This is a genomic window from Brachybacterium sp. 107 (assembly GCF_052379725.1).
GTDB lineage: Bacteria > Actinomycetota > Actinomycetes > Actinomycetales > Dermabacteraceae > Brachybacterium.
Genome location: NZ_JBQSYW010000003.1, coordinates 276,529 through 298,413 on the forward strand (window position 1 = coordinate 276,529; position 21,885 = coordinate 298,413).

Here is a 21,885-nt window from a genome sequence, read left to right on the forward strand (position 1 = left end):
TGTGCCGGACCCTGCCCGACCTCGCCTGAGCGCTGCGGCCGCGGTGGACACCGGCCCGCGCTCTGAGGCATGATCTATCTGAAACCCGCGGTATCAGACAACCGTGCGGGGATCCGCCACCCCTCGACGAAGAGATCGCGAAAGGTCACCGATGAGCAGCTACACCGAGCACGTCACCCGAGTCCTCACGGAGGACCGCGAGCACCCCGGCGTCGGCACCGTGGCCGTGCTGACCTTCGCCCCGCCCGAGGGTGAGGAGAAGCGGCCCGCGACCCTCGGCCCCCGCTCGATCGACGCCGTCACCGGGGCGATCGGCACCGCGCTCGACCGCGCCGAGGCCGGGGAGATCCAGGCCGTCGCCCTGACCGGCACCGGTCGCGTCTTCCTCGCCGGCGCCGACCTGTCGATGTTCACCGACCCCACCGCCGTCTCGAACGTCGAGGCCATGACCCGGGCCGCCCATGCGCTCCAGGTCCGCGTGCGCACCAGCTCCGTCCCGGTCCTCGCGCATCTCAACGGGGTCGCGCTCGGCGGCGGCCTCGAGGTCGCGCTGATGGCCGACGTCCGCACGGCCGCCGCCGGCGTGAAGGGCCTCGGCGTCCCCGAGACCAGCCTCGGGATCCTCCCCGGCTGGGGCGGCACCACGCTCCTCCAGTCCGTCGTCGGCCCGGAGAACGCGGTGCGGATGATCCTCGAGGACCCCGCCCGCGACAAGCAGCTGGGGGCCGACGAAGCCCTCGAGATCGGACTGATCGACGAGATCGCCGAGGACCTCGACGAGGCGCTCGACGAGTTCGCCGCGCTGATCGCCGCGCACGTCGACGTCGACGAGGCGGATACCGACATCGTCGACCCGAGCGTCGTCGAGGCCGTCGTGTCCTCCACCTCTCCGATCCCCGGTGCCTGGGCGGGCCGCGAGGCGCCGCTGCCCGGCGTCGACACCCCCGAGGCCGAAGCTCTGCTCGACGCACTCGATGCCGCGCACGGCAGTGCCGAGACTCGCCGCACCTGGTCCGCCCGGCTCGAGAGCCAGGGCGCGCCCGCTGTCGCCCGCGCCATCGGCCTGCTCCAGAAGCTGCCCGGCTCCACCCTGGAGGACGCCCTGGCCCGGGAGGCCGACGCGCTCGCCGAGCTCGTCCGCTCCGATGCCGCCGCGGCCTCGATGTACAGCGCCGAGCTGCTGCGTCGCGGCAAGCCCGGCCGTCGGCCCGTCGACGGGGCGCGGGAGATCCAGCGCGTCGGCGTCGCCGGCGCAGGCCTCATGGCCGCCCAGATCGCGGCACAGCTCGCCCTCGGGCTGCAGGTCCCCGTGATCATGCGCGACCTCGACGAGGCCACCGCCGCCAAGGGCCTCGCCGCCGCCCGCGAGGTCATCGCCCAGACCGCGGCCCGCGGCCGGATCGACGAGGAGATGGCGACGAGGATCGCCGCCGCGCTCGACGCCACCACCGACCTGCAGCAGCTCGCCGACTGCGACCTCGTGCTCGAGGCGGTCCCCGAGGTCCTGACGATCAAGAAGTCCGTGTTCGCAGAGCTCGAGGGCGTCCTGGCCGACGACGCCCTGCTGGTCACGAACACCTCCTCGCTCTCGGTCACCGCGATGTCGGAGGGGCTCGCCCACCCCGAACGGGTCGTGGGCCTGCACTTCTTCAACCCGGTCGCCAAGATGCCCCTGGTCGAGGTGATCCACACCGAGGCCACCGACGAGGCCACCCTCGCGACCGGCCTCGAGGTGGTGCGCCGGCTGCGGAAGTTCGCCGTACGCAGCGCCGACGCGCCCGGGTTCATCGTCAACCGCCTGCTGTTCCGGGTGCTCGGCGGGGTGCTCGCCCCGCTCGACGCCGGCGCGGACCCGGCCGAGGTCGACGCCTCCCTGGATGCCCTCGGCCTGCCGATGCGACCGTTCGCGCTGCTGGACCTCGTGGGGCTGGCCGTCGCCGACCACGTCGGCACCGTGCTCCAGGGGGAGCTCGGCGACCGTTTCCACGCCTCGCCGGGCCTCTCCGTGATGGCGGAGAAGTCCGCACACTTCACCGAGCGCAGCCGGGACGCCGTGCATCCGCCCGTCTCCCCGACGGTCGCGGAGGTGTTCGGGGCCGACGCACAGGGCGCGCCCGGAGCGGAGTCCTCGGCCCCCGTCGGCGACGCGCTGCTGGAGCGGGTCCGGGACGGGCTCGCGGAGGAGATCGCGATCATGCTGGAGGACGGCGTCGTCGAGCGGCCCGAGCAGATCGACCTGGCGCTCATCCTCGGCGCGGGCTTCCCCCGGCACCGCGGCGGCATCACCCCGTACCTCGACGCCACCGGCACGTCCGAGCGGGTGGCCGGGCGCAGCTTCCACGGGGAGACGTTCAGCCCGAAGCGGTGACGGCTCGGATCGGCGCCGTCCCATCGTGACCGGATAGCGATCCGGTGCACGTTCCTGCGCCTGATCGCCCCCGTACTATGTGGCGATCGGGCCCAGGGGGGCTCGACCTCACACAGACGTGTCGGGAGAGAGGGGACGGCGCCGGGTACGGCGCCGGAGGAGACTATGTCGCAGCCACCGCAGAACGGATGGGGCCAGCAGCCCCCGTCCGGTGACCCATTCGGCCAGGATCCGCAGGGCGGCTACGGTCAGCCGTCGCCGAACGGTGGATACGGCCAGGACCAGCCAGGGGGCTTCGGGCAGGGCCAGCAGAACGCCGGCCAGGACCAGCAGGGCTACGGCCAGGACCAGCAGGGCTACGGCCAGCAGTCCGCGAACGGCGCATTCGGCCAGCAGAACTCGCAGAACCCGCAGAACCCGCAGAACGAGCAGGGCGGCTTCGGGAACGCACCGTCCTTCGCGCCGGCCTTCGGGGACAGCGGTCAGATGCCGACCGAGCAGCTGCCCGTCAAGAAGGGACCCGGCAAGCTGCCGTTCATCATCGGTGGCTGCTGCGTGCTGCTCATCCTGGCTCTGATCGTCGTGGGCGGCGGGATCTTCCTCTTCTCGCGCGGTGGGGGCGATACCCCCGGCGGTGGGGGCGAGACCACCACGCAGGAGGAGACCACCACCGAGGAGACCACTGACGAGGAGACCACCGCCGAGGAGCCGACCACCGACGAGGCCACGACTGACGAGGCCACGACCGACGAGGCGACCACGGAGGAGGAGACCACTGCGGCTGCGGGGGATGGCAAGGGCACCGAGGACAGCCCCTACGCCCTCGGGCAGAAGTTCACCCTCGAGGATGGTGAGGGCGGCACCCTGGACGTCACGATCGGAGAGGTCGATTGGGACGCGACCTCGACCGTCATGGAGACCAACTCCTACAACACCGAGCCTGCTGACGACGAGACCTACATCCTCATCCCCATCGAGATGACCTATCACGGCGATGGCGAGGCCGAGGCATATATGTCGCTGGTGATCGAGTACGTCAGCAGCAGCGGCGACCGGTTCTCCGACGAGGGCACTGTGACGCCCCACAGCTCGATCGAGGTCGGGACCATGAAGGACGGAGACACCGGGAGCTGGGAGGTCGGCATGATCGTGCCGAAGGCGAACACCAAGGACGGGAAGCTCGCCGTCGAATCCCTGTTCAACTTCGCGGGCGAACCGGTGTGGGTCGCCGTCTGACGAGAGCCGGCACGCGCACGACCTGAAGAGCTCTCCCTGCTCGCCGGATGATCGGTGAGCAGGGAGAGCTCGTCGTCGAGGGTCGCGGCGCAGCTCAGCGGAGTCGTCGATCCCCCTGCGGGGATGCTCAGCGCCGCGGAGCCGCCCAGGTCTCGAGCCGCTCGAGGGACTGCTCGATCGTGGCGCGGGACTTGCAGAACGCGAGTCGCAGGTACGAGCTTGCCTCGCCGGCCTGCCCGTCGCGGTAGAACGCGGACAGCGGGATCCCCACCACGCCGGCCTCCGCGGGCAGGCGCTCGCATAGGGCGGCCGTGAGGAGCCGCACGAGCTTGATGCGCTGTCTCCTCCCGAGGAGCGCTCTATCGCTTAGGGAAAGGGGACCGTCAGCGACGTGCTGGTGCCGAACGACTCCTGGAGACGCATCTCAGTGAATTCCGTGCCTGGAGGAACCTCGAATATGAGGGTTCCACTGATAGTGAGGCCTGGGTTCACCTCCTCAATTATGAGCGGGTCTTCCACAGCAAGGGAGGCATCTGTGTTCGAGGAGTACTCTTTGCCGTCCGTCCCTACGAGAATGAAGTCATTTGCCCAGAGGTCCTGGGATTCTTCGGATTTGTTTGTGTAATCGATGTTGACTACGAAGTACTCGTTGGAGGTCGTACTCTCCCATAGTGAGTCGCTCAGTTCCTGTGTCCGTTCGGTGGACGTCACTGTGATTGCTGAGCCGTCGGACTCGCCGGACATCCCTGAAGGGGTTCCGGCGGCAGGGGGATCTGCTGTGGCCGACTCAGTGGGACCGTCTTCCTCATCGGGACCGTCTTCGTCGATCGCGCCCGGGTCGCCGCCCCCGTCACTCGCGCTGGACGCCGAAGGGGACGTTCCGCCTGAGCTCTCGGTGCTGTCGCCAATGCTGCTGAGTGCTCCGAGCAGTACGAGGGCGATGAATCCGAACACCAGGAGGCCGCTACAGCCGAGGCAGCCGATGACCAGCCACTTGATGGCGCCGCCCGAAGGCTGTGCGGGCACCATCTGAGATGGCTGAGGGCCCGCATACGGCTGGTATCCGGGGCCGCCGTAGGGCGAGTTCGACGTCGGATAACCGTAGGGACCACCAACATTCGGCGAGGGGGGCTGACCGTTCGGTGCCTGGTATCCTCCGCCTCCAGTTGAGGACGTGTGTATCGATCCCTGAGGTGGATTGTTGATTGGTTGCCAGGAATCAGGCCTAAAAGGGTCGGGTGGAATATTTGGCGAAGGCTGGGACATGGCGACGGGCGCCGAGGCGCCACCCTCCTTGGGGGCGGTTGTGGACCGGAGGGAGTCTCCGGTTCATCAAAGATTAAGTCGATGAACCGTCAATCGGGTGCGCAATATGCCTACAAAAGGTCACATTAAGGACACGCCCCCACAGCGAGTCCTGCTCAGCGCCGCGGAGCCGCCCACGTCTCGAGGCGCTCGAGGGACTGCTCGATCGTGGCGCGGGACTTGCAGAACGCGAGCCGCAGGAACGAGCTCGCCTCGCCGGCCTGCCCGTCGCGGTAGAACGCCGACAGCGGGATCCCCACCACGCCGGCCTCCCCGGGCAGGCGCTCGCACAGGGCGGCGGCGTCGGCCTCGCCGAACGGGGCGGCGTCGGCCACCGCGAAGTACCCGGCCTCCGGGACGCTCACGCGGAACCCGATCGAGCGCAGCCCGTCGGTGAGAAGGTCGCGCCGCTCTCGGAGGTCCTGGGCGAGATCGTGGAAGGCCGAGGACGGCATCGCGAGGCCGGCCGCGACAGCGGGCTGGAAGGGTGCCCCCGAAGAGTAGGTCAGCCACTGCTTGAGGCTCATGATCGCGGTGATCAGCTCGGGCCGGGCGGTGATCCAGCCGATCTTCCACCCGGTCACGGAGAAGGTCTTGCCCGCCGAGGAGATCGACACGGTGCGGTCCTTCGCACCGGGCAGCGTCGCGATCGGCAGGTGCGCGGGGCCGAAGGTCAGGTGCTCGTAGACCTCGTCGGTCACGATGATCGCGTCGTGCGCGACGGCCTCGTCGACGATCGCCTGCAGCGCCCCCACCCACAGCATCAGGCCGGTGGGGTTGTGCGGCGTGTTCACCAGCACCAGACGCGTGCGGTCGGAGAACGCGGCGCGGAGGTCCTCCTCGACGACGCCCAGCACCAGGTCACCGTCCTCGCCCGTGCGGGAGGAGACCGGGACCGTGCGGTGCACGCCTCCGGCGAGGGCGATGATCGCCGCGTACTGGTCGTAGAACGGCTCGAGGGTCACCACCTCGTCGCCCGGCTCCACGAGCGCCAGGATCGTCGCGGCCAGCGCCTCGGTGGCCCCGGTGGTCACCAGCACCTCGCTCGCGGGGTCCCAGCGCAGCCCGTACCACTGGGACTGGTGCTCGGCGATCGCCTCGCGCAGCACGCTCTCGCCGAGCCCCGGCGGGTACTGGTTCTGCCCGGCCCGGATCGCGGCGACCGCGGCGTCGGCCACCACGGCGGGCGGGGCGTCGTCGGGGAAGCCCTGCCCCAGGTTCAGCGCGCCGGTCTCGGCCGCCTTCGCGGACATGCGGGCGAAGACGGTGGGGCGGGCCTCGCCGTCGATGAGCAGGCCGGCCGCAGCGGCGGCACGGGTCCAGGGGCCGGTGGTCTCCATGCCCCCGAGTCTGTCAGAGAGGGGCACGGATCGCCCAGATCGTCCGGGCCGCTGTCGGCGATGTCCTCGGCGGCGGGGGATTCAGCAGCGGGGGATTCAGCGGCGCGGGAAGACGAAGCGGCCGTAGGTGACGTAGCGGAACGACGTCGAGACGATCTGCCCGATGAGCGTGCCGGAGATGTTGTCGGCCAGCAGCGAGTCCAGCCCCAGCACGTAGCGGGAGAAGCCCAGACAGGACAGCTGCAGCCCGGAGGCGATCACGTTGATCAGGATGAACAGCATGATCGAGCGGGTGGTGTCCGGGCGCGGGCGGTCGCCGAAGGTCCACAGCCGGTTGCCGAGGTAGGTCAGGCTGGATGCGGCGGCGATCGTGAGCACCTTCGCCGTGAGCGGGTTGCCGTGCATGAGGCCCTGGCCCCAGCCCTGGGTGGGGTGCCAGAACACGAGCAGGTTGTACATCGCGGCGTCCAGGAGGAACACGAGCCCGCCGACCGCCAGGAATTTGAGCGTCGAGGCCAGGTGGTCGTCGATCAGACCGCGCAGGGGCGGGCGCGGGGTGCGCGGGCTCTGCCGGGAGCGCTGGGCACGGGGGGCCGACGGACGGGGCCGGCGGCCGGGTGCCTGCCGCTCGTCCGCCGCGGCGAGCTCGAGGGACGAGCAGGAATCCCAGCAGGGGGAGGGGGCCGACGGGTGATCGCCCGGCGCAGGCCCGTCGTCCGACAGCGGTGTCGTGGCGGGGTCCGGGGCACTCTCGGCGCGGCGTCCGGACGTCGTGGAGCGCGCGGGCCGGGCCTGGTCCGCGATATCCGCCGGGGTCTCGGGCGTCAGCACGCCCGGCACTGTACCCGAGGCGTTAGGATCGGCCTCCTGTCGCAGCGACGGGTCGGTGGCACCTCACATCGAGGTCTCCGAACCCTGGGAGCGCGCGACACGACCGTCGCGACGGGTCCGGCTCAGGCCGGCGCCCTGGGAGCGCGCGGTCACGGCCGCCGCATCGGCCCCGTCGTCCGTCCGGATGCCTGCTCGGAAGGCCGCCCCCGTCGGGCGACCCCGGGGGTGACCTGGTCGGGCGGCTTCGTCGGGCCGATCGCCGTGCGGCGCACATGATCACCACCTCGCAGGAAGAGAACGCCATGACCCACGTCGCCCTCACCATCGCCGGCTCCGAGACCACCGGAGGCGCCGGGGCGCAGACCGACCTGAAGACCTTCCACCAGCTGGGGACCTTCGGGACCGCGGCCCTGACCTGTATCGTGTCCTTCGACCCGAAGAACGATTGGGGGCATCGCTTCGTGCCCGTGGAGCCGCAGGTCATCGCCGACCAGATCGAGGCCACCACCGCGGTGCACGACATCGACACCGTGAAGATCGGCATGCTCGGCACCCCCGCCACGATCGACACCGTCGCCGCGTCGCTCGCCGAGCGCAGCTTCACCCACGTGGTCCTGGACCCGGTGCTGATCTGCAAGGGCCAGGAGCCCGGCGCGGCGCTGGACACCGACAACGCGCTCAAGGAGAAGATGCTGCCGCTGGCCACCTTCGTCACCCCCAACCACTTCGAAGCCCTCGCCCTGTCGGGGATGAAGTCCATCGAGAGCGTCGAGGAGCTCACCGAGGCCGCGAAGCGCATCCATGACACGTACGACGTGATCGTGCTGGCCAAGGGCGGCGTGGTGCTTGAGGGCGAGGATGCGGTGGACGTGTTCTACGACGGCGAGCAGACCGTCGAGCTGCGCAGCCCCAAGATCGGCCAGGAGCGGGTCTCCGGCGCGGGCTGCACGCTCGCCGCCGCCGTCACCGCCGAGCTGGCCAAGGGGTCCTCGCCGCTCGAGGCCGCGCGCATCGCCAAGGACGTCGTGGTCAGCTCCATCGAGAACCGTCAGGGCGGCCATGCCCCCTTCGAGGCCGTCTACCAGGGCAACTACCGGGCCTGACCTGGTGGTCTGCTGGCCGGCTGGCCTGTTGGCCTGTTGGCCTGTTGGCCTGTTGGCCGGCTTACCGGCTGACCGGCTGACCGGCTGACCGGCTGACCGGCTGACCGGCTGACCGGCTGACCGGCTGACCGGCTGACCGGCTGACCTGTTGGCCCGCTGGCTGGCGGCTGGTGGCTGGCGACTGGCTGCTGGCACGGAGCTGACAGAGCAGGCCGCGTCCACTGGCGGCTGGTGTGCAGGGAGCCGCTATGTGGCGGAGCCTGCTCACCTGACGCCAGTGGATGCGAGGGGCGCCGCTATGTGGCGGAGCCTGCTCACCTGATGCCCGTGGATGCGAGGGGCGCCGCTATGTGGCGGAGCCTGCTCACCTGACGCCAGTGGATACCAGGGGCGCCGCCTCCCTGACGCCGGTGGGTGCGCGGGCGCCACCTCTGGTCACGAAAGCGTTCCGACATGCGATCGATCGAGGCCTGATCTGGACAGATGTTCCATTCCCGCGCATTCTCGGACCATGAGCGACAGCAGCATGCCCACGGGAGCACTCCGCGCGGACACCACGGGAGCACGCCGCGCGGACACCCCGAGAGCGCCCCGGGCCTCGCGCTCCGGCGGCGCCCCGAAGGAGATCGGCGAGGCGCTGATCTCGCTGCGCGGCGTCGACAAGTTCTTCGGCGACTTCCAGGCGCTGAAGAGCATCGACCTCGACATCCACCGCGGTGAGGTGGTCGCGCTGATCGGGGCGTCCGGCTCCGGCAAGTCGACCCTGTGCCGCTGCATCAACCGCCTCGAGACCATCACCGACGGCGAGATCACGATCGACGGCGAGCGTCTGCCCGAGGAGGGCAAGGACCTCACCCGGCTCCGCAGCGACGTGGGCATGGTGTTCCAGAGCTTCAACCTCTTCCCGCACCTCAAGGCGATCGACAACGTGACCCTCGGCCCCCGCAAGGTGCGCGGCGCGAGCAAGGCGGAGGCCGAGCAGCAGGCCCGTGAGCTCCTCGAGCGCGTGGGTCTCGCGGACAAGGCGAACTCCCTGCCCACCGCCCTCTCCGGCGGCCAGCAGCAGCGCGTGGCAATCGCCCGCGCTCTGGCGATGAAGCCCAAGGCGCTGCTCTTCGACGAGCCCACCTCCGCCCTGGACCCCGAGGTCATCAACGAGGTCCTCGATGTCATGGGCGAGCTCGCCGAGCAGGGCATGACGATGCTCGTGGTGACCCACGAGATGGGCTTCGCCCGCCACGTCTGCGACCGCGTCGTCTACATGGACCAGGGTGAGATCGTCGAGCAGGGCGAGCCCGAGGAGTTCTTCACCGCCCCGCGCAGCGACCGCGCGAAGGCGTTCCTGTCCAAGATCCTCGCGCACTGACCGTGCGCCCCGTCCCGAGCGCCTGACCCCCAGCACCAGAGCCGCAGCGCCAGACCTGACCAGACCAAACCCTCAGCACCAGGCCAGACCAGACCAGACCCTCAGCACCAGACCCTCAGCTCCGCCGGAGCGACCCGAGAGACCGGAGAGATCCATGACCCCCACCTCCTTCCGACCCGGCCGACGCGCCGTCGTCGCCGCCGCGGCCGCCCTGCCGGTCGGCATCGCCCTGGCCGCCTGCTCGAGCGACACGGGCGCCGGCCCCGACCTGGGCGGCGGCGGATCCGATGCCGGCGGCGCGGGCAGCCCCTTCGGGGACGCGGTCGCCTCCGGCCCGGTCGCCGCGGATGACGTCGTCTCCGCCAGCGCCTGGGCCACCGCCATCAAGGACAAGGACAAGCTGGTGCGCGGCGGAACCCTCGCCAACCAGGTGTTCTCCCTGGCCAGCACCTCCGGCGGCGACCCCACCGGCTTCGACGCCGGTCTCACCCAGCTCCTGGCCCGCTACATCCTCGGCGAGGACATCACGGACAAGGTCGAGTACATCGACACCACCGTCGAGACGCGCGAGACCCTCGTCGAGAACGGGACCGTGGACTGCGTGATCGCGACCTATTCGATCACCCCCGAACGCCTCGAGGTCATCAACTTCGCCGGCCCCTACTATCTCTCCGGCACCGCGATCCAGGTGCGCACCGAGGACAAGGACAAGATCTCCGGCCCCAAGGACCTCACCGGGCTGAAGATCGTCACCCAGTCGAACTCGACCGGGGTGCAGGCCGCCGAGGAGAACATCCCGGACTACGACAAGTCGCTCGTCCAGACCCTCCCGGACAACGAGTCCTGCGTCGCCGCGCTCAAGCAAGGGCGGGCCGACGCCTACGTCCTGGACCAGGGCGTCCTGCTCGGCAACTCCGCCGCGGACCCCGAGGTCACCGTCGTCGGCGATCCCTTCGTCGACGATCCCTACGGCGTGGGCCTGTCGAAGGATGATGACGACGCCGTCGACTTCGTGAACACCTTCCTGCAGGAGATCATCGACTCCGGCACCTGGAAGGACCTGTGGACCGCCACCATCGGCGAGGTCATCGAGGGCGATGCGCCCGAGCCGCCCGTCCCGGGCGATCTCCCCGCCTGATCCGTCGCCGGCGCGGCGGGCCCCGAGAGGAGCTCGCCGTGCCTACCGACCTCCCCGTCCCGAGAGGCACCGATGCAAGCTATCGCCGAGAACATCCCCCTGCTGGTGCAGGGCATCGCGTACACCGTCGCGCTGACCCTGCTCGGCTACGTGCTCGCGCTGATCGTCGGCACCGTCCTCGCGGTGTGCCGCGTCAGCCCGATCCCGCCGCTGCGCTGGGCCGCGACCGTCTACGTCGAGATCTTCCGCAACATCCCGCTGCTGAGCCTGCTGATCCTCATCGCCTTCGGACTGCCGGACGTCGGTCTGCGTCTGCCCTACTTCTGGTGCGGCGTGCTGGGGCTGACCCTGTCGTCGGCCGCCTTCGTGTGCGAGAACGTGCGCTCGGGCATCAACACGGTCCCCGTGGGCCACGCGGAGGCCGCGCGCTCGATCGGCCTCGGCTTCTTCGGGACCCTGCGCTACGTGGTGCTCCCGCAGGCCTTCCGCACCATGATCCAGCCGCTGGTGAACGTGTTCATCGGCACCGTGATCGGCTCGGCGCTGTGCTCCGCGATCGCGGTCAGCGAGATCACCTGGGTCACCCAGACCCTCAACATCCAGTACGCGCAGGCCGTGATCATGTTCCTGGTCGCCGGCGCCGTCTACCTCGGAATGTCGCTGGGCGGCTCCGCCCTCGGCGGGGCGCTGGAGAGGGCCGTCTCCCCGGACACCCACGGCTCCTCGCGCCGCCGGAACACGCTGGACGTCACGGCAGGAGCGCAGGCATGAGCGTCTCCACCGCCCCTACCTCCCGCGCCCGACGCTCCTCCAGCACCGCGACGCAGGTGCTCTTCGACGCGCCAGGCCCCAAGGGACGGGCGCGCATCGCGCTGCTGTCGGTCCTCAGCTCCGTTGCGATCCTGGCCGTGATCGGCCTCGGGCTGTGGCAGTTCCAGAAGAACGGGCAGCTGGACCCGAACAAGTGGGTCGTCTACCTGCGGGTCGACTATCTCGCGTTCCTCGGCCGCGGGCTCCTGGGCACGCTGAAGGTCACGGCGGTCGCCGCCGTGGTCGCCTTCCCCTTCGGCCTGCTGCTCGCCCTGGCGCGGTTGTCCCGGTTCGGGGCGCTGAGCAGGGCGGCGACCGTCTGGATCGAGTTCTTCCGCGGCATCCCGATGCTGCTGGTGGTCTACGCCTTCCTGCTGGCGCTGCCCGCCTACGGCGTCACCGTCCCGCGGTTCTGGATGCTGGTGATCCCGATGATCCTGGTCTCCGCGGCGACCACCGCCGAGGTGTTCCGCGCCGGCATCAAGGCCGTGGACATCGGGCAGCACGAGGCGGCCGCCGCGATCGGTCTGGGCCGACGCGACGCACTGATCAGCGTGATCCTGCCGCAAGCCGTGCGGCTGGTGCTGCCCAGCCTGATCCTCGCCCTGGTCACCCTGCTCAAGGACTCCACCCTAGGCTACGTGGTCAGCTACAACGAGCTTCAGTTCCAGGGCAAGACGATGGTCTCGATCACCCGCTACCTGGTGCAGACCTACGTGGTCGTCTCGGTCATCTACATCGCGCTGAACTTCCTGCTCACCCGGATCGCGCTCGCGCTGGATGCGCGGATGAAGGCGCGAGCCTCGGCGAGCTGAGGGAGTTGAGCGCGCTGAACAGGCTGAGCGGGCCGAACAGGTGAGCGAAGGCCTCGGGACGGCCTGCCCGTCGGCGGGGTCGGCGAGCCGTTCGGTCGGTCGGGGTCCGATTTAGGCGGTGCACGCCCCACGACGTGTGTCGGACCGATACCGTACTGTCCTGTGCTCCGGGCACCCGCCCGGCGGCCCCGATGCCCACGGGCACCGGACCGGTCGGCGTCCGCCGCCGCTGCCCTCGACGACCCGTGATGGGGGATAGTCCGTGATCGGATTCGAGAACGTCCGCAAGGAGTACCCCGGCGGCACGCTCGCCGTCGAGGACTTCAGCCTGGAGATCGCCTCCCACGAGGCCCTCGTGCTGGTGGGGACCTCGGGCTCCGGCAAGACGACCCTGATGCGGATGATCAACCGCATGGTGGATCCGACGTCGGGCCGCGTGCACATCGACGGCGACGACGTGGCGAGCCTGGATCCGGTGCAGCTTCGCCGCAGCGTCGGCTACGTCATGCAGGCCTCGGGCCTGCTGCCCCATCGCACCGTGCTCGACAACATCGCCACCGTGCCCGTGCTGCGCGGCACCTCGAAGAACGATGCCCGTCGGCGCGCCCAGGAGCTCATGGAGACCGTGGGCCTGGACGCGGCGCTGGCCCGCCGCTACCCCGGGCAGCTCTCCGGCGGTCAGCAGCAGCGGGTGGGCGTGGCCCGCGGCCTCGCGGCCGACCCGAACATCCTGCTCATGGACGAGCCCTTCGGCGCCGTGGACCCCATCGTGCGCCGGGAGCTGCAGCAGGAGCTGATGCACCTGCAGCGGGACCTGAAGAAGACGATCGTGTTCGTCACCCACGACATCGACGAGGCCTTCCTCATCGGCGATCGCGTGGTGCTCCTCAAGCCCGGTGGCGTCATCGCCCAGATCGGCACCCCGCAGGAGATCCTCGCGGAGCCGGCCGACGACTTCGTGGCGAGCTTCGTGGGCGCGGACCGCGGGGTCCGCACTCTGCACGTCGAACGGGTCGACGGGCGCGACGTCGTGGTCGATGCCGACGGGCGCGCCGCCGGCGTGCTGGAGGCTCGCGCCGCCGCAGGGCGTGGGTCGGCGGGTGACGGGCCGACGGGGGAGAGCACCCGGGGCGGCCAGCCGGTCGGTGACACGCCGACCGGTGACCAGGCGACCGGTGACCAGCCGAGGGGGGCGACCTCGCCATGAGCTGGGTGCTCGAGAACCTCGACGTGATCGCGGGCTACACCGGCTCTCATCTGCTGCAGGCCATCCCGCCGATCCTGGTCGCGTTCGTGCTGTCGCTGCCGCTGGCGAAGCTGGCCAACTCCCGCGGCTGGCTGCGCACCGGCGTCACCACCACCTCCGGACTGATGTACGCGATCCCCTCGCTGCCGCTGTTCGTGCTGCTGCCCGGCCTCCTCGGCACCGGCGTGCGCAGCCCGCTGAACATCTCGATCGCCCTGTCGCTGTACGGGCTCGCGCTCATGGTGCCGGCGGCGTCCGACGCCTTCCGGTCCGTGAGCCGGGACGTGCTCGGCTCGGCGACCGCCCAGGGGTATGCGCCGTCGGCCCGCTTCCTGCAGGTCGAGCTGCCGCTGGCGGGCCCCGTGCTGCTGGCCGGGGTGCGCGTCGTCGCGGTCAGCACGATCTCGCTGGTCACCGTCGGCGGTGTGCTCGGCGTGCCCAGCCTCGGCATGCTCTTCGTGGACGGGTTCCGGCGCGGCATCCTCGCCGAGATCGGGGCCGGCGTGGTGCTCACCGCAGTGCTCGCACTGCTCACCGACGCGCTGCTGGTGCTGCTGGGACGTGCGCTCATGCCGTGGTCACGGACCAGCACCCGACCCCGCATCCGGGCCCGACCCCGTACGCAGGCGCAGACCCAGCCCCAGACCGGGCCCCAGGCGCAGGCCGGGTCCCCGTCGCCGGCGCCGGCGCAGAGCAATGCGGGGAGGCAGTCATGAACGGCAACCCGTACCTCGAAGCCTTCGCCTGGCTCGGGGATCCCACGCACTGGTCCGGGCCCTCCGGGATCCCGATGCGCACCCTCGAGCACCTCGGCTACACCGTGCTGGGCGTGGCCGTCGCCGCCCTGATCGCCATCCCGCTGGGCCTGTTCGTGGGCCATACGGCGATCGGCAAGGGGATCGCGGTGACCGCCGCCGGTGCCGCCCGAGCCCTGCCCACCCTGGGCCTGGTCACCCTGTTCGCCCTGATGGTGGGGATCGGGCTCACCGCGCCGATGCTCGCCTTCGTGATCCTCGCGATCCCGTCCCTGCTGGCCGGGGCCTCCTCGGCCGTCGAATCCGCGGATCCGGCGACCGTCGATGCCGCCCGCGCGCAGGGGATGACTGAATGGCAGATCCTCACGCGGGTCGAGGTCCCGCTGGGGATGCCGCTGATCGTCGGCGGTTTCCGCGGGGCGACCGTGCAGGTCGTGGCCACGGCGATGCTCGCCGCCTACGTCGGGAACGGGGGCCTGGGTCGCTACATCTTCCTGGGGCTCGGCTCCCAGGACTACCCGCAGATGATCGCCGGGTCCGTGCTGGTGATCGCCCTCGCCCTCGTGCTCGACCTCGCCCTGCTGCTGACCCAGCGACTGACGCTGCCCCGCGGCACCCGTCCCGCCTGACCGTCCGCCCGCCTGACTGCCTGATCGCCCGCCCACTCGAGTGCCCACCACGATCGCTCAGCCCCGCCTGTCTCAAGGAGAATCATGTCCATCCACAGCACCCGTCGTCACCTGCTCGGCGCGCTCGGTCTCGGCGGCGTCGCACTCGGCGCGGCCGCCTGCAGCTCCTCGGATCCCTTCGCGGAGGAGGACGGCGCCGGCGGCGGCTCATCGGACGGCGGCGGTTCGGCCGACGCCGGCACGATCGTCGTCGGCTCGCAGGCGTACTACTCCAACGAGATCATCGCCGAGCTGTTCGCCCAGGTGCTCGAGAAGGCCGGCCTCACCGTCGACCGCCAGTACCAGATCGGCCAGCGCGAGGTGTACCTCCCCGAGCTCGAGAGCGGAGCGCTCGACGTGATGCCCGAGTACACGGGCAACCTGTTGCAGAACTACGAGCCCGACGCGGAATCCGCGAGCCCGGAGGAGATCCACTCGGCGCTGTCCGAGGTGCTCCCGGACGGGCTGCGCCTGCTGCCCTTCGCGGAGGCCACCGACCAGGACTCGTACACCACGACCTCCGACTTCGCGAGCTCGAACTCCCTGGCCACGATCGCGGACCTCGCCGGCCTCAAGGACCTGAAGATCGCCGCCAACAGCGAGTTCGAGGTGCGCCCCTACGGCCCCGAGGGCGTCAAGAAGGTCTACGGCGTGGACATCGCCGTGGTCCCCGTGGAGGACGGCGGCGGGCCCCTGACCGTCCAGGCCCTGACCGACGGGGACGTGCAGCTCGCGGACCTCTACACCTCCGACCCCGCGATCATCGCGAACGATCTGGTCCCGCTCGAGGATCCCGAATCGCTGATCCTCCCGCAGAACGTGGTGCCGGTCGTGTCGAAGAAGGTCGACGACGACGCCGCGGCGGCGATCACCACGGTGATCGAGGCACTCAGCGCCGACGACCTCGTCGAGCTGAACCGGCGCAGCGTCGAGGACCAGTCGAGCTCCGCGGACATCGCGAAGGACTGGCTGGGGGAGAAGGGACTGATCTGATGCGCATCGCCGTCACGGGAGCCACCGGGAAGGTCGGCGGGGAGGTCGCGCGCCTGCTCACGATCGAGGCCGACGGCGAGGGCCGTCTGCGCCTGGTCGTCCGGGACGAGGCACGAGCCCCGCGGGAGCCCGGAGCGGAGATCGCGGTCGCGGACTTCTCCGACGCCGCAGCCTGCCGCGCCGCTTTCGCGGACGTCGACGCGCTCCTGCTCGTCTCGGCCGGGGAGGCGGCGGACCGCATCGAGCAGCACCGCACCGCGATCACCGCCGCCGCGGAGGCCGGGGTGGGGCACATCGTCTACACCTCGTTCCTCGGGGCATCGCCGAGCGCCGAGTTCACCCTCGCCCGCGACCACGGGGCCACCGAGCAGATGCTCCGCGAATCGGGCGTGGCCTGGACCGTCCTTCGTGACAGCTTCTACGCCGACGTGCTGATCGACTTCGCCGGCGAGGAGCGCGTGATCCGCGGCCCGGCCGGGGTGGGACGCTGCGCGTACGTCGCCCGGGCGGACGTCGCCGAGGTCGCCGCGACGATCCTGCGCGACCCCGCCCCGTGGGCGGGACGGGCCCTGGACCTCACCGGCCCGGTCGCCGTCACCCTCGGGGAGGCCGCGCTGCTGATGACCCGGGCGCGCGGGGTGGAGTACGAGTACGTCGACGAGACGCTCGAGGAGGCGCGTGCCTCCCGCGCCCCGTACGGCGCCCCCGACTGGCAGGTCGATGCCTGGATCAGCACGTACACCGCGATCGGATCGGGCGCTCTCGACGTGGTCAGCGGGGACGTCGAGCTCGTGCTGGGCCGCGGCCCCCGCACGCTCGAGGAGACCGTCGCCGACCCGTTGTGATCACCCCGGATCTGCGGTGACTGCCGACTGCTGCGACTGCCCCGTACCGGCTGTGACCGGCGGTGATGACCAGGTGGTCGGCTCACGGATGACATCGTCCGTCCGACGCGGCACAGTGAAGGCATGACGAACAACGAGACCCATGTGACCGTGACCCGCACCATCGACGCCCCGGCGAAGGACCTGTTCAGCCTGCTGACGCTGCCTGCGCGGCACCACGAGTTCGACGGCTCGGGCACCGTGCGGAACTCGGACGACACCGAGCGCATCGACAAGTCCGGCGAGAAGTTCGTGATGAACATGCACCGCGACGCGATGGGCGGCGACTACCGCACCCACAACTTCGTCACCGCGTACGACGAGAACAAGATGGTCGGCTGGCAGCCGGCCCCCGAGGCAGAAGATGGCACCGCCCCCACCGAGCCCCTCGGCTGGGAGTGGCTCTACGAGCTCAAGTCCCAGGGGACGGACTCCACCGAGGTGAGCCTGACCTACGACTGGTCCAAGGTCACCGACCAGAAGCTCCTGAAGCAGGTCGGCTTCCCGGCCATCCCCGAGGAGGACCTCGAGCAGTCGCTCAACCTGCTCGCCGCGGCGGTCACCAACCCCTGATCAGCCCCCGAGCGGCGGCCTGATCGGCCCTCGAGTAGCGGCCTGACCTGCCCCCGAGCAGCGGCCCGACCTGGCCTGCGCAGCACTGCGGTGCCTCCCGGACGGGAGGCGCCGCAGTGAGTACGGGAGGTCCGGGTCAACCGGCGTCGGGGGACGAGAGCGCGTCGGCTCTGTCCCGGAGGACGTCGTAGACGTCCAGCCGCACCCCGTTGGAGAAGGTCTCCGAGCGTTGCAGCGCCAGGCGGCTGTAGGCGTCGCCGTCGGCGAACAGACGCTTGCCCGTGCCGAGCACGACCGGGAAGGTGAGCAGGTGATAGCGGTCCACGAGTCCCGCCGCGGCGAGCGACTGCACCAGCGCCGCCGAGCCGTGCACGAGGACCGGACCGCCCTCGCCCGCCAGCAGCTCCCGCACCTCGTCGAGATCGCGCAGCAGGTGGCAGTTCTCCCAGCGCGTCCCCATGACCTGCTCCCGGGTGAGGGTCGTGGACACGACGTGCTTGGGCATGCGGTTGTACGCGGCGAACTGCTCGTCCATGTCCGGCCAGACGGGCGCGAACTCCTCGAAGGAGACCCGGCCCAGCAGCAGCGCGGTCGCCTCCTCCTGCTCGCTGCCCTTGATCGCGTACGCCTCGGGCACGAACTCGAGGCCCTGGACGGTCCATCCCGCATGGGGATGGGCGCCCCCGCCGGGGGCCTCCATCACCCCGTCGAGGCTGAGGAACTCGGTGACGATGAGCTGACGGGTCATGGGTCTCCTCGGAGAGGGGTGCGCCGCAGCGTGCATCGCAGGCGGACACAGCAGGCGGACACAGCAGGCGGACACAGCAGGCGGACACAGCAGGCGAGTGCAGCAGGCGGGCACAGCAGGCGAGTGCAGCAGGCGGGCACAGCAGGCGAGTGCAGCAGGCGGGCACAGCAGGCGGGCACAGCAGCGATGGCACCTCGATGGCACCGCGGCGGCACGGCGACGGTGCGGTCAGCATAGGCCGCTCGGACTCGCCGCGCGGGTCGGTCTTGACTGCGGGCCGGACTCTGTCACTCTGGGGTACAGGCGGCACCGTAGCCGCCCACCGAGCACGAGGAGTTCCATCATGCGTGTTGGCAACATCCAGGCCACCTCGGACGACGTCCCTGATGAGATCAAGCGCAGCATCCGCATCAGAGCGACCGCCGAGACCGTGTTCGCGATCGTGCGCGAGCCGGGCTGGTTCATCAACGACGGGGAGTACCGCAAGCACGAGGTGCAGACCGCCGGCGGGATCTCCCGGATCAAGGACCCCGTGTACGGCATCTGCAGCCTGTCGGCCACGGTGTACGAGCCGCCGGACAAGGTCGGATTCCGCTGGCTGGGAGGAGGGATCGGAGCCATCTCCGACGCCTCCAACAGCGTCGTGTTCACCATCGATCCCGTCGGCTCCGCACGGTCCGACGAGGTGCGGCTGACCGTGCAGGAGACCGGGTTCGCCCGGCTGGGGGAGGACGTCGCAGTACGTCGGAAGAACTATGAGGAGAACGCCGTCGGCTGGGACCAGCAGCTCGAGCTGGCACGCGATCTGGCCGAGAAGCGCTCGGACCCGCGCCGACGCGGCTGACGGGTCCCCGTCGGTGCGACTGACGAGAACTTCCCACACCGGGGTGCAACCAGCGGGTTGCACCCTGTCGTCGGCTCTGGCACGCTGTGGGGAAGCGGCCGCTTCGGCCGCGCCCCCACGCCGAGGAGCAGGTCATGACCGACCACGAAACCCGTCTCACCACGGACGACGTCCCGGACGAGATCGAGCGAAGCATCCATATCGACGCCACGGCCGAGACGGTCTTCGCGATCATCCGTGAGCCGGGGTGGTACATCAACGACGGGGAGTACCGCGAGCACGAGATCACCACCGACGGCGCCGTATCCACGGTCGTCGATCCCGTGCACGGGACGTTCTCGATCGTGACCGAGACGCTCGAGCCGCCCCGTCGTGCGGTGTTCCGCTGGCTCGGTGGAGCACCTGGCGGAGCTGCTGACGACGCCGATGCCTCCTCCACCGTCGTCGAGTTCACGATCCGCTCCGCGGGTCCGACGGCAGCGGACGGCGTGCAGCTCACCGTGCGCGAGCACGGCTTCTCGACGATCAGCGAGGACGCTGCGGTGCGTCGTACGACCTTCGAGGAGAACTCCCGGGGATGGATCGAGGAGCTCGAGGTCGCACGCACGGTCGCGGAAGCCGCGCGGTGAGCCCGGACTCCGAACCGGGTCGACGACTCCTCTCACCGGACTCCTCGGGGGCGCCGGATCCGTCGGAAGGCCTGCTCGGTCCAGGTGCGGACGCCGTCTTCACGGCGCTCGCCGACCGCACCCGTCGGCAGATCCTGGTGCGCCTGGCGGAGAAACCCGATGACGCCGGCGCCGTGGCCCGCGATCTGGGTCTGTCGCGGCAGGCGGTCGCGAAGCAGCTGCGAATCCTGGAGAGCGCCGGGATGGTCGATGCCCAGCGGGTATCGGCGAGGAAGGTGCACTCGGTCGACCCCTCCCGGATTCTCTCGGTCTCCGATCTGCTCGGGGCCGTGGGCGGCGGCTGGGATCGTCGCCTCGCGCGGATCAAGGACGTGGCCGAGCAGTGGGACGGGTCGGACTGAGGGAGCGGGCCGTGGGGTGGCGCCGAGCGGGCTCGCTGTGGGCTCGGACCACGGGGTCGGATTGTGGTGCGGAGCCGCGGCGCAGGTGAGCGGACTATCCTCGGAGGATGGGCAGGGTCACCGACACGACGCGGATCCGCACCGTCCGGGTGCGTGAAGGCAGGCTGTATGCAGGCCGCAAGGGCGATCACGTCGCGGTCGAGGAGCCTCTGGACATCCGGGTGAACGGTCAGCAGATCTCGCTGACCATGCGCACTCCGGGCCACGACGTCGAGCTCGTCCACGGCTTCCTGCACGGCGAGGCCGTGATCCGCGACCGCGAGGACATTCTCGAGGCGCGCTACTGCGACGGCGCCGTGGTGGACGACGGCAGCGGCTTCGCCCGGAACTCGTACAACGTCATGGACTTCACGACCTCCCGACCCCAGTTGCTTCCCCTGGTCACGAAGAACTTCACCACCACCTCCGCCTGCGGGGTCTGCGGCTCCGAGAGCATCGACGCGGTGCGGCAGAAGAGCCGCTACACGCTGCTGCGCAGCTGGACCCTGGATCCCCGCGTGATCCTCGAGGCCGCGCGCACGCTCACCGCTCACCAGGCCGTCTTCGCCCGCACGGGCGGCGTCCACGCCGCGGCGCTCGTCGATCTCGAGGGGAACCTCCTCGTGGCGCGCGAGGACGTGGGCCGGCACAACGCGGTGGACAAGGTCATCGGCTGGGCTCTGCTCGAGGACCGGTTGCCACTGCGCGACTGCTTCCTGCTGGTCTCCTCCCGGGCCAGCTTCGAGATCGCCCAGAAGGCGTATATGGCCGGCATCCCGCTGCTGGCCTGCGTCTCCGCCGCGACCTCGCTCGCCGTGGAGACCGCCGAGGAGTTCGGGATGACGCTCGTCGGCTTCACCCGTGCGGCCGAGGACGGCGATGGACGCATGAACATCTACACCCACCCCGACCGGCTCGACCTCTCCGCCGCCGAAGGCTGACCGGCTCTGCAGGGCCAGCGAGACCACCGGGTGCCGACGGGGCCAGCGCGGCGAGCGGGCGCCGACGAGCCAGTGAGGGGAGCATGTTCCGACGGGGCCAGCGAGGGGAGTGGGCGCCGACGAGTCCATGAATTCGCTGTTCATCTCAGGAATCGGAATGTAGCGTCGCGGTGTGAATCTCTCTGCGCGCAGCGACTTCTGGGCGCTCGCCCGCGCCGCCCATCCGGGCCTCCCCTTCGAGCCCCCGGAAGCCTGGGCCTTCGGGGCGACCGCGGGACAGGCCGATGAGCTCCTTGCCCTCGTGCTCGACGGGTCCAAGTCCGCCACGAGCTCCTCAGTGCAGGATTACGCCGACGAGGACGAGCCCCTGCCCGCGATCGGGGACCTGTCGATCGTGCTTGACGAGGCAGGGGTGCCCAGGGCGGTGCTCGAGGTGGTCTCCGTCGAGGTGAGGCCCTTCGACGAGGTGACCGAAGAGCATGCCCGCGCCGAAGGGGAGGACGACCGGACCCTGGTCAGCTGGCGTCGCCTCCACGAGCAGTTCTGGCGGGAGCACTCCGCCCACGGCTTCGCCCGGGACATGCCCGTGCTCTGCGAGAGCTTCCGGGTGCTGCACGCAGCAACCCCGCGACATTCCTGACGCTGTATTGCGCAGGGGTGGGCCGATGGTGCTGCGCAGGGGCGAGCTGCTGGTGCTGTGCAGGGGTGAGCCGGTGGTGAGGTGACGTGGGGATATCGCCATGTCACCTCACCAGTGGCCCGGCGCCGACACGGCACCGTGCCCCACGCCGGGAGGTAGCCGGTGGCGCGAGGTGTGCAGCGGGGACATATATGGCGGTGCCTGTTCACCTG

The 21,885-nt window shown here is 70.4% G+C and carries 23 protein-coding genes; 18 read left to right on the plus strand and 5 right to left on the minus strand.

Annotated elements, in window-relative coordinates:
- The first annotated feature begins 151 nt into the window (after positions 1-151).
- A complete protein-coding gene (locus ACT3UL_RS06125) occupies positions 152-2,368 on the plus strand; it encodes a 3-hydroxyacyl-CoA dehydrogenase NAD-binding domain-containing protein (protein WP_444577245.1) in 2,217 nt (738 codons plus the stop codon).
- Positions 2,369-2,533: 165 nt separating this feature from the next.
- A complete protein-coding gene (locus ACT3UL_RS06130; protein WP_444577246.1) occupies positions 2,534-3,604 on the plus strand; it encodes a hypothetical protein in 1,071 nt (356 codons plus the stop codon).
- 127 nt (positions 3,605-3,731) lie between these two features.
- On the opposite strand, the gene ACT3UL_RS06135 is transcribed toward ACT3UL_RS06130, so the two are convergent.
- The 4 genes from ACT3UL_RS06135 to ACT3UL_RS06150 all read right to left on the minus strand — a co-directional run bounded on the left by ACT3UL_RS06135 (position 3,732) and on the right by ACT3UL_RS06150 (position 7,080).
- Positions 3,732-3,929: a hypothetical protein gene (locus ACT3UL_RS06135; RefSeq protein WP_443335723.1), complete on the minus strand. Its 198-nt coding sequence runs from the start codon at positions 3,927-3,929 to the stop codon at positions 3,732-3,734.
- A gap of 41 nt (positions 3,930-3,970) precedes the next feature.
- Positions 3,971-4,633: a DUF4352 domain-containing protein gene (locus tag ACT3UL_RS06140; RefSeq protein ID WP_443335722.1), complete on the minus strand. Its 663-nt coding sequence runs from the start codon at positions 4,631-4,633 to the stop codon at positions 3,971-3,973.
- 392 nt (positions 4,634-5,025) lie between these two features.
- A complete protein-coding gene (locus ACT3UL_RS06145) occupies positions 5,026-6,249 on the minus strand; it encodes an aminotransferase class I/II-fold pyridoxal phosphate-dependent enzyme (protein ID WP_444577247.1) in 1,224 nt (407 codons plus the stop codon).
- Between the two features lie 96 nt (positions 6,250-6,345).
- Positions 6,346-7,080 carry a GtrA family protein gene (locus ACT3UL_RS06150; RefSeq protein WP_444577248.1) on the minus strand — a complete coding sequence of 245 codons (735 nt, stop codon included), beginning with the start codon at positions 7,078-7,080 and terminating at the stop codon, positions 6,346-6,348.
- A 302-nt stretch (positions 7,081-7,382) separates the two neighbouring features.
- Between ACT3UL_RS06150 and ACT3UL_RS06155 the strand changes: the two genes are divergently transcribed.
- The 11 genes from ACT3UL_RS06155 (at position 7,383) to ACT3UL_RS06205 (ending at position 17,431) form a co-directional block, all read left to right on the plus strand.
- The gene (locus ACT3UL_RS06155; RefSeq protein WP_444577249.1) at positions 7,383-8,183 is read left to right on the plus strand and encodes a hydroxymethylpyrimidine/phosphomethylpyrimidine kinase; all 801 of its coding nucleotides are present in this window, start codon (positions 7,383-7,385) and stop codon (positions 8,181-8,183) included.
- Between the two features lie 511 nt (positions 8,184-8,694).
- Complete coding sequence (locus ACT3UL_RS06160; RefSeq protein WP_444577250.1) at positions 8,695-9,549, plus strand: amino acid ABC transporter ATP-binding protein; 855 nt, start codon at positions 8,695-8,697, stop codon at positions 9,547-9,549.
- A 154-nt stretch (positions 9,550-9,703) separates the two neighbouring features.
- Positions 9,704-10,687 (plus strand): glutamate ABC transporter substrate-binding protein, encoded by a 984-nt coding sequence (locus tag ACT3UL_RS06165; protein WP_444577251.1) that lies wholly within the window; start codon positions 9,704-9,706, stop codon positions 10,685-10,687.
- A gap of 72 nt (positions 10,688-10,759) precedes the next feature.
- Positions 10,760-11,458: an amino acid ABC transporter permease gene (locus ACT3UL_RS06170; protein WP_444577252.1), complete on the plus strand. Its 699-nt coding sequence runs from the start codon at positions 10,760-10,762 to the stop codon at positions 11,456-11,458.
- A complete protein-coding gene (locus ACT3UL_RS06175) occupies positions 11,455-12,312 on the plus strand; it encodes an amino acid ABC transporter permease (RefSeq protein WP_443351208.1) in 858 nt (285 codons plus the stop codon). The genes ACT3UL_RS06170 and ACT3UL_RS06175 overlap by 4 nt, the downstream gene beginning before the upstream one ends.
- Before the next feature lie 262 nt (positions 12,313-12,574).
- Positions 12,575-13,519, plus strand: coding sequence for an ABC transporter ATP-binding protein (locus ACT3UL_RS06180; RefSeq protein ID WP_444577253.1), 945 nt, complete (start codon positions 12,575-12,577; stop codon positions 13,517-13,519).
- The gene (locus ACT3UL_RS06185; protein ID WP_444577254.1) at positions 13,516-14,274 is read left to right on the plus strand and encodes an ABC transporter permease; all 759 of its coding nucleotides are present in this window, start codon (positions 13,516-13,518) and stop codon (positions 14,272-14,274) included. The genes ACT3UL_RS06180 and ACT3UL_RS06185 overlap by 4 nt, the downstream gene beginning before the upstream one ends.
- Positions 14,271-14,942, plus strand: a complete 672-nt coding sequence (locus ACT3UL_RS06190; protein WP_444577255.1) for an ABC transporter permease — start codon at positions 14,271-14,273, stop codon at positions 14,940-14,942. The genes ACT3UL_RS06185 and ACT3UL_RS06190 overlap by 4 nt, the downstream gene beginning before the upstream one ends.
- 84 nt (positions 14,943-15,026) lie before the next feature.
- On the plus strand, positions 15,027-15,974 hold the full coding sequence (locus tag ACT3UL_RS06195) for an ABC transporter substrate-binding protein (RefSeq protein WP_444577256.1): 948 nt from the start codon (positions 15,027-15,029) through the stop codon (positions 15,972-15,974).
- Positions 15,974-16,819, plus strand: coding sequence for an SDR family oxidoreductase (locus tag ACT3UL_RS06200; protein WP_444577257.1), 846 nt, complete (start codon positions 15,974-15,976; stop codon positions 16,817-16,819). The genes ACT3UL_RS06195 and ACT3UL_RS06200 overlap by 1 nt, the downstream gene beginning before the upstream one ends.
- A 123-nt stretch (positions 16,820-16,942) precedes the next feature.
- Positions 16,943-17,431 (plus strand): SRPBCC family protein, encoded by a 489-nt coding sequence (locus tag ACT3UL_RS06205; RefSeq protein WP_444577258.1) that lies wholly within the window; start codon positions 16,943-16,945, stop codon positions 17,429-17,431.
- A 136-nt stretch (positions 17,432-17,567) separates the two neighbouring features.
- On the opposite strand, the gene ACT3UL_RS06210 is transcribed toward ACT3UL_RS06205, so the two are convergent.
- A complete protein-coding gene (locus ACT3UL_RS06210; RefSeq protein WP_444577259.1) occupies positions 17,568-18,179 on the minus strand; it encodes a dihydrofolate reductase family protein in 612 nt (203 codons plus the stop codon).
- A 343-nt stretch (positions 18,180-18,522) separates the two neighbouring features.
- Between ACT3UL_RS06210 and ACT3UL_RS06215 the strand changes: the two genes are divergently transcribed.
- The 5 genes from ACT3UL_RS06215 to ACT3UL_RS06235 all read left to right on the plus strand — a co-directional run bounded on the left by ACT3UL_RS06215 (position 18,523) and on the right by ACT3UL_RS06235 (position 21,673).
- Entirely contained in the window at positions 18,523-19,023 is a 501-nt protein-coding gene (locus ACT3UL_RS06215; RefSeq protein ID WP_444577260.1) for a polyketide cyclase, read from the plus strand.
- Between the two features lie 134 nt (positions 19,024-19,157).
- The gene (locus tag ACT3UL_RS06220) at positions 19,158-19,652 is read left to right on the plus strand and encodes a polyketide cyclase (protein ID WP_444577261.1); all 495 of its coding nucleotides are present in this window, start codon (positions 19,158-19,160) and stop codon (positions 19,650-19,652) included.
- The gene (locus ACT3UL_RS06225) at positions 19,649-20,053 is read left to right on the plus strand and encodes an ArsR/SmtB family transcription factor (RefSeq protein WP_444577262.1); all 405 of its coding nucleotides are present in this window, start codon (positions 19,649-19,651) and stop codon (positions 20,051-20,053) included. The genes ACT3UL_RS06220 and ACT3UL_RS06225 overlap by 4 nt, the downstream gene beginning before the upstream one ends.
- 107 nt (positions 20,054-20,160) lie before the next feature.
- A complete protein-coding gene (gene fdhD / locus ACT3UL_RS06230) occupies positions 20,161-21,033 on the plus strand; it encodes a formate dehydrogenase accessory sulfurtransferase FdhD (RefSeq protein WP_444577263.1) in 873 nt (290 codons plus the stop codon).
- A gap of 172 nt (positions 21,034-21,205) precedes the next feature.
- The gene (locus ACT3UL_RS06235) at positions 21,206-21,673 is read left to right on the plus strand and encodes an ASCH domain-containing protein (RefSeq protein ID WP_444577264.1); all 468 of its coding nucleotides are present in this window, start codon (positions 21,206-21,208) and stop codon (positions 21,671-21,673) included.
- The last annotated feature ends 212 nt before the right edge of the window (positions 21,674-21,885 follow it).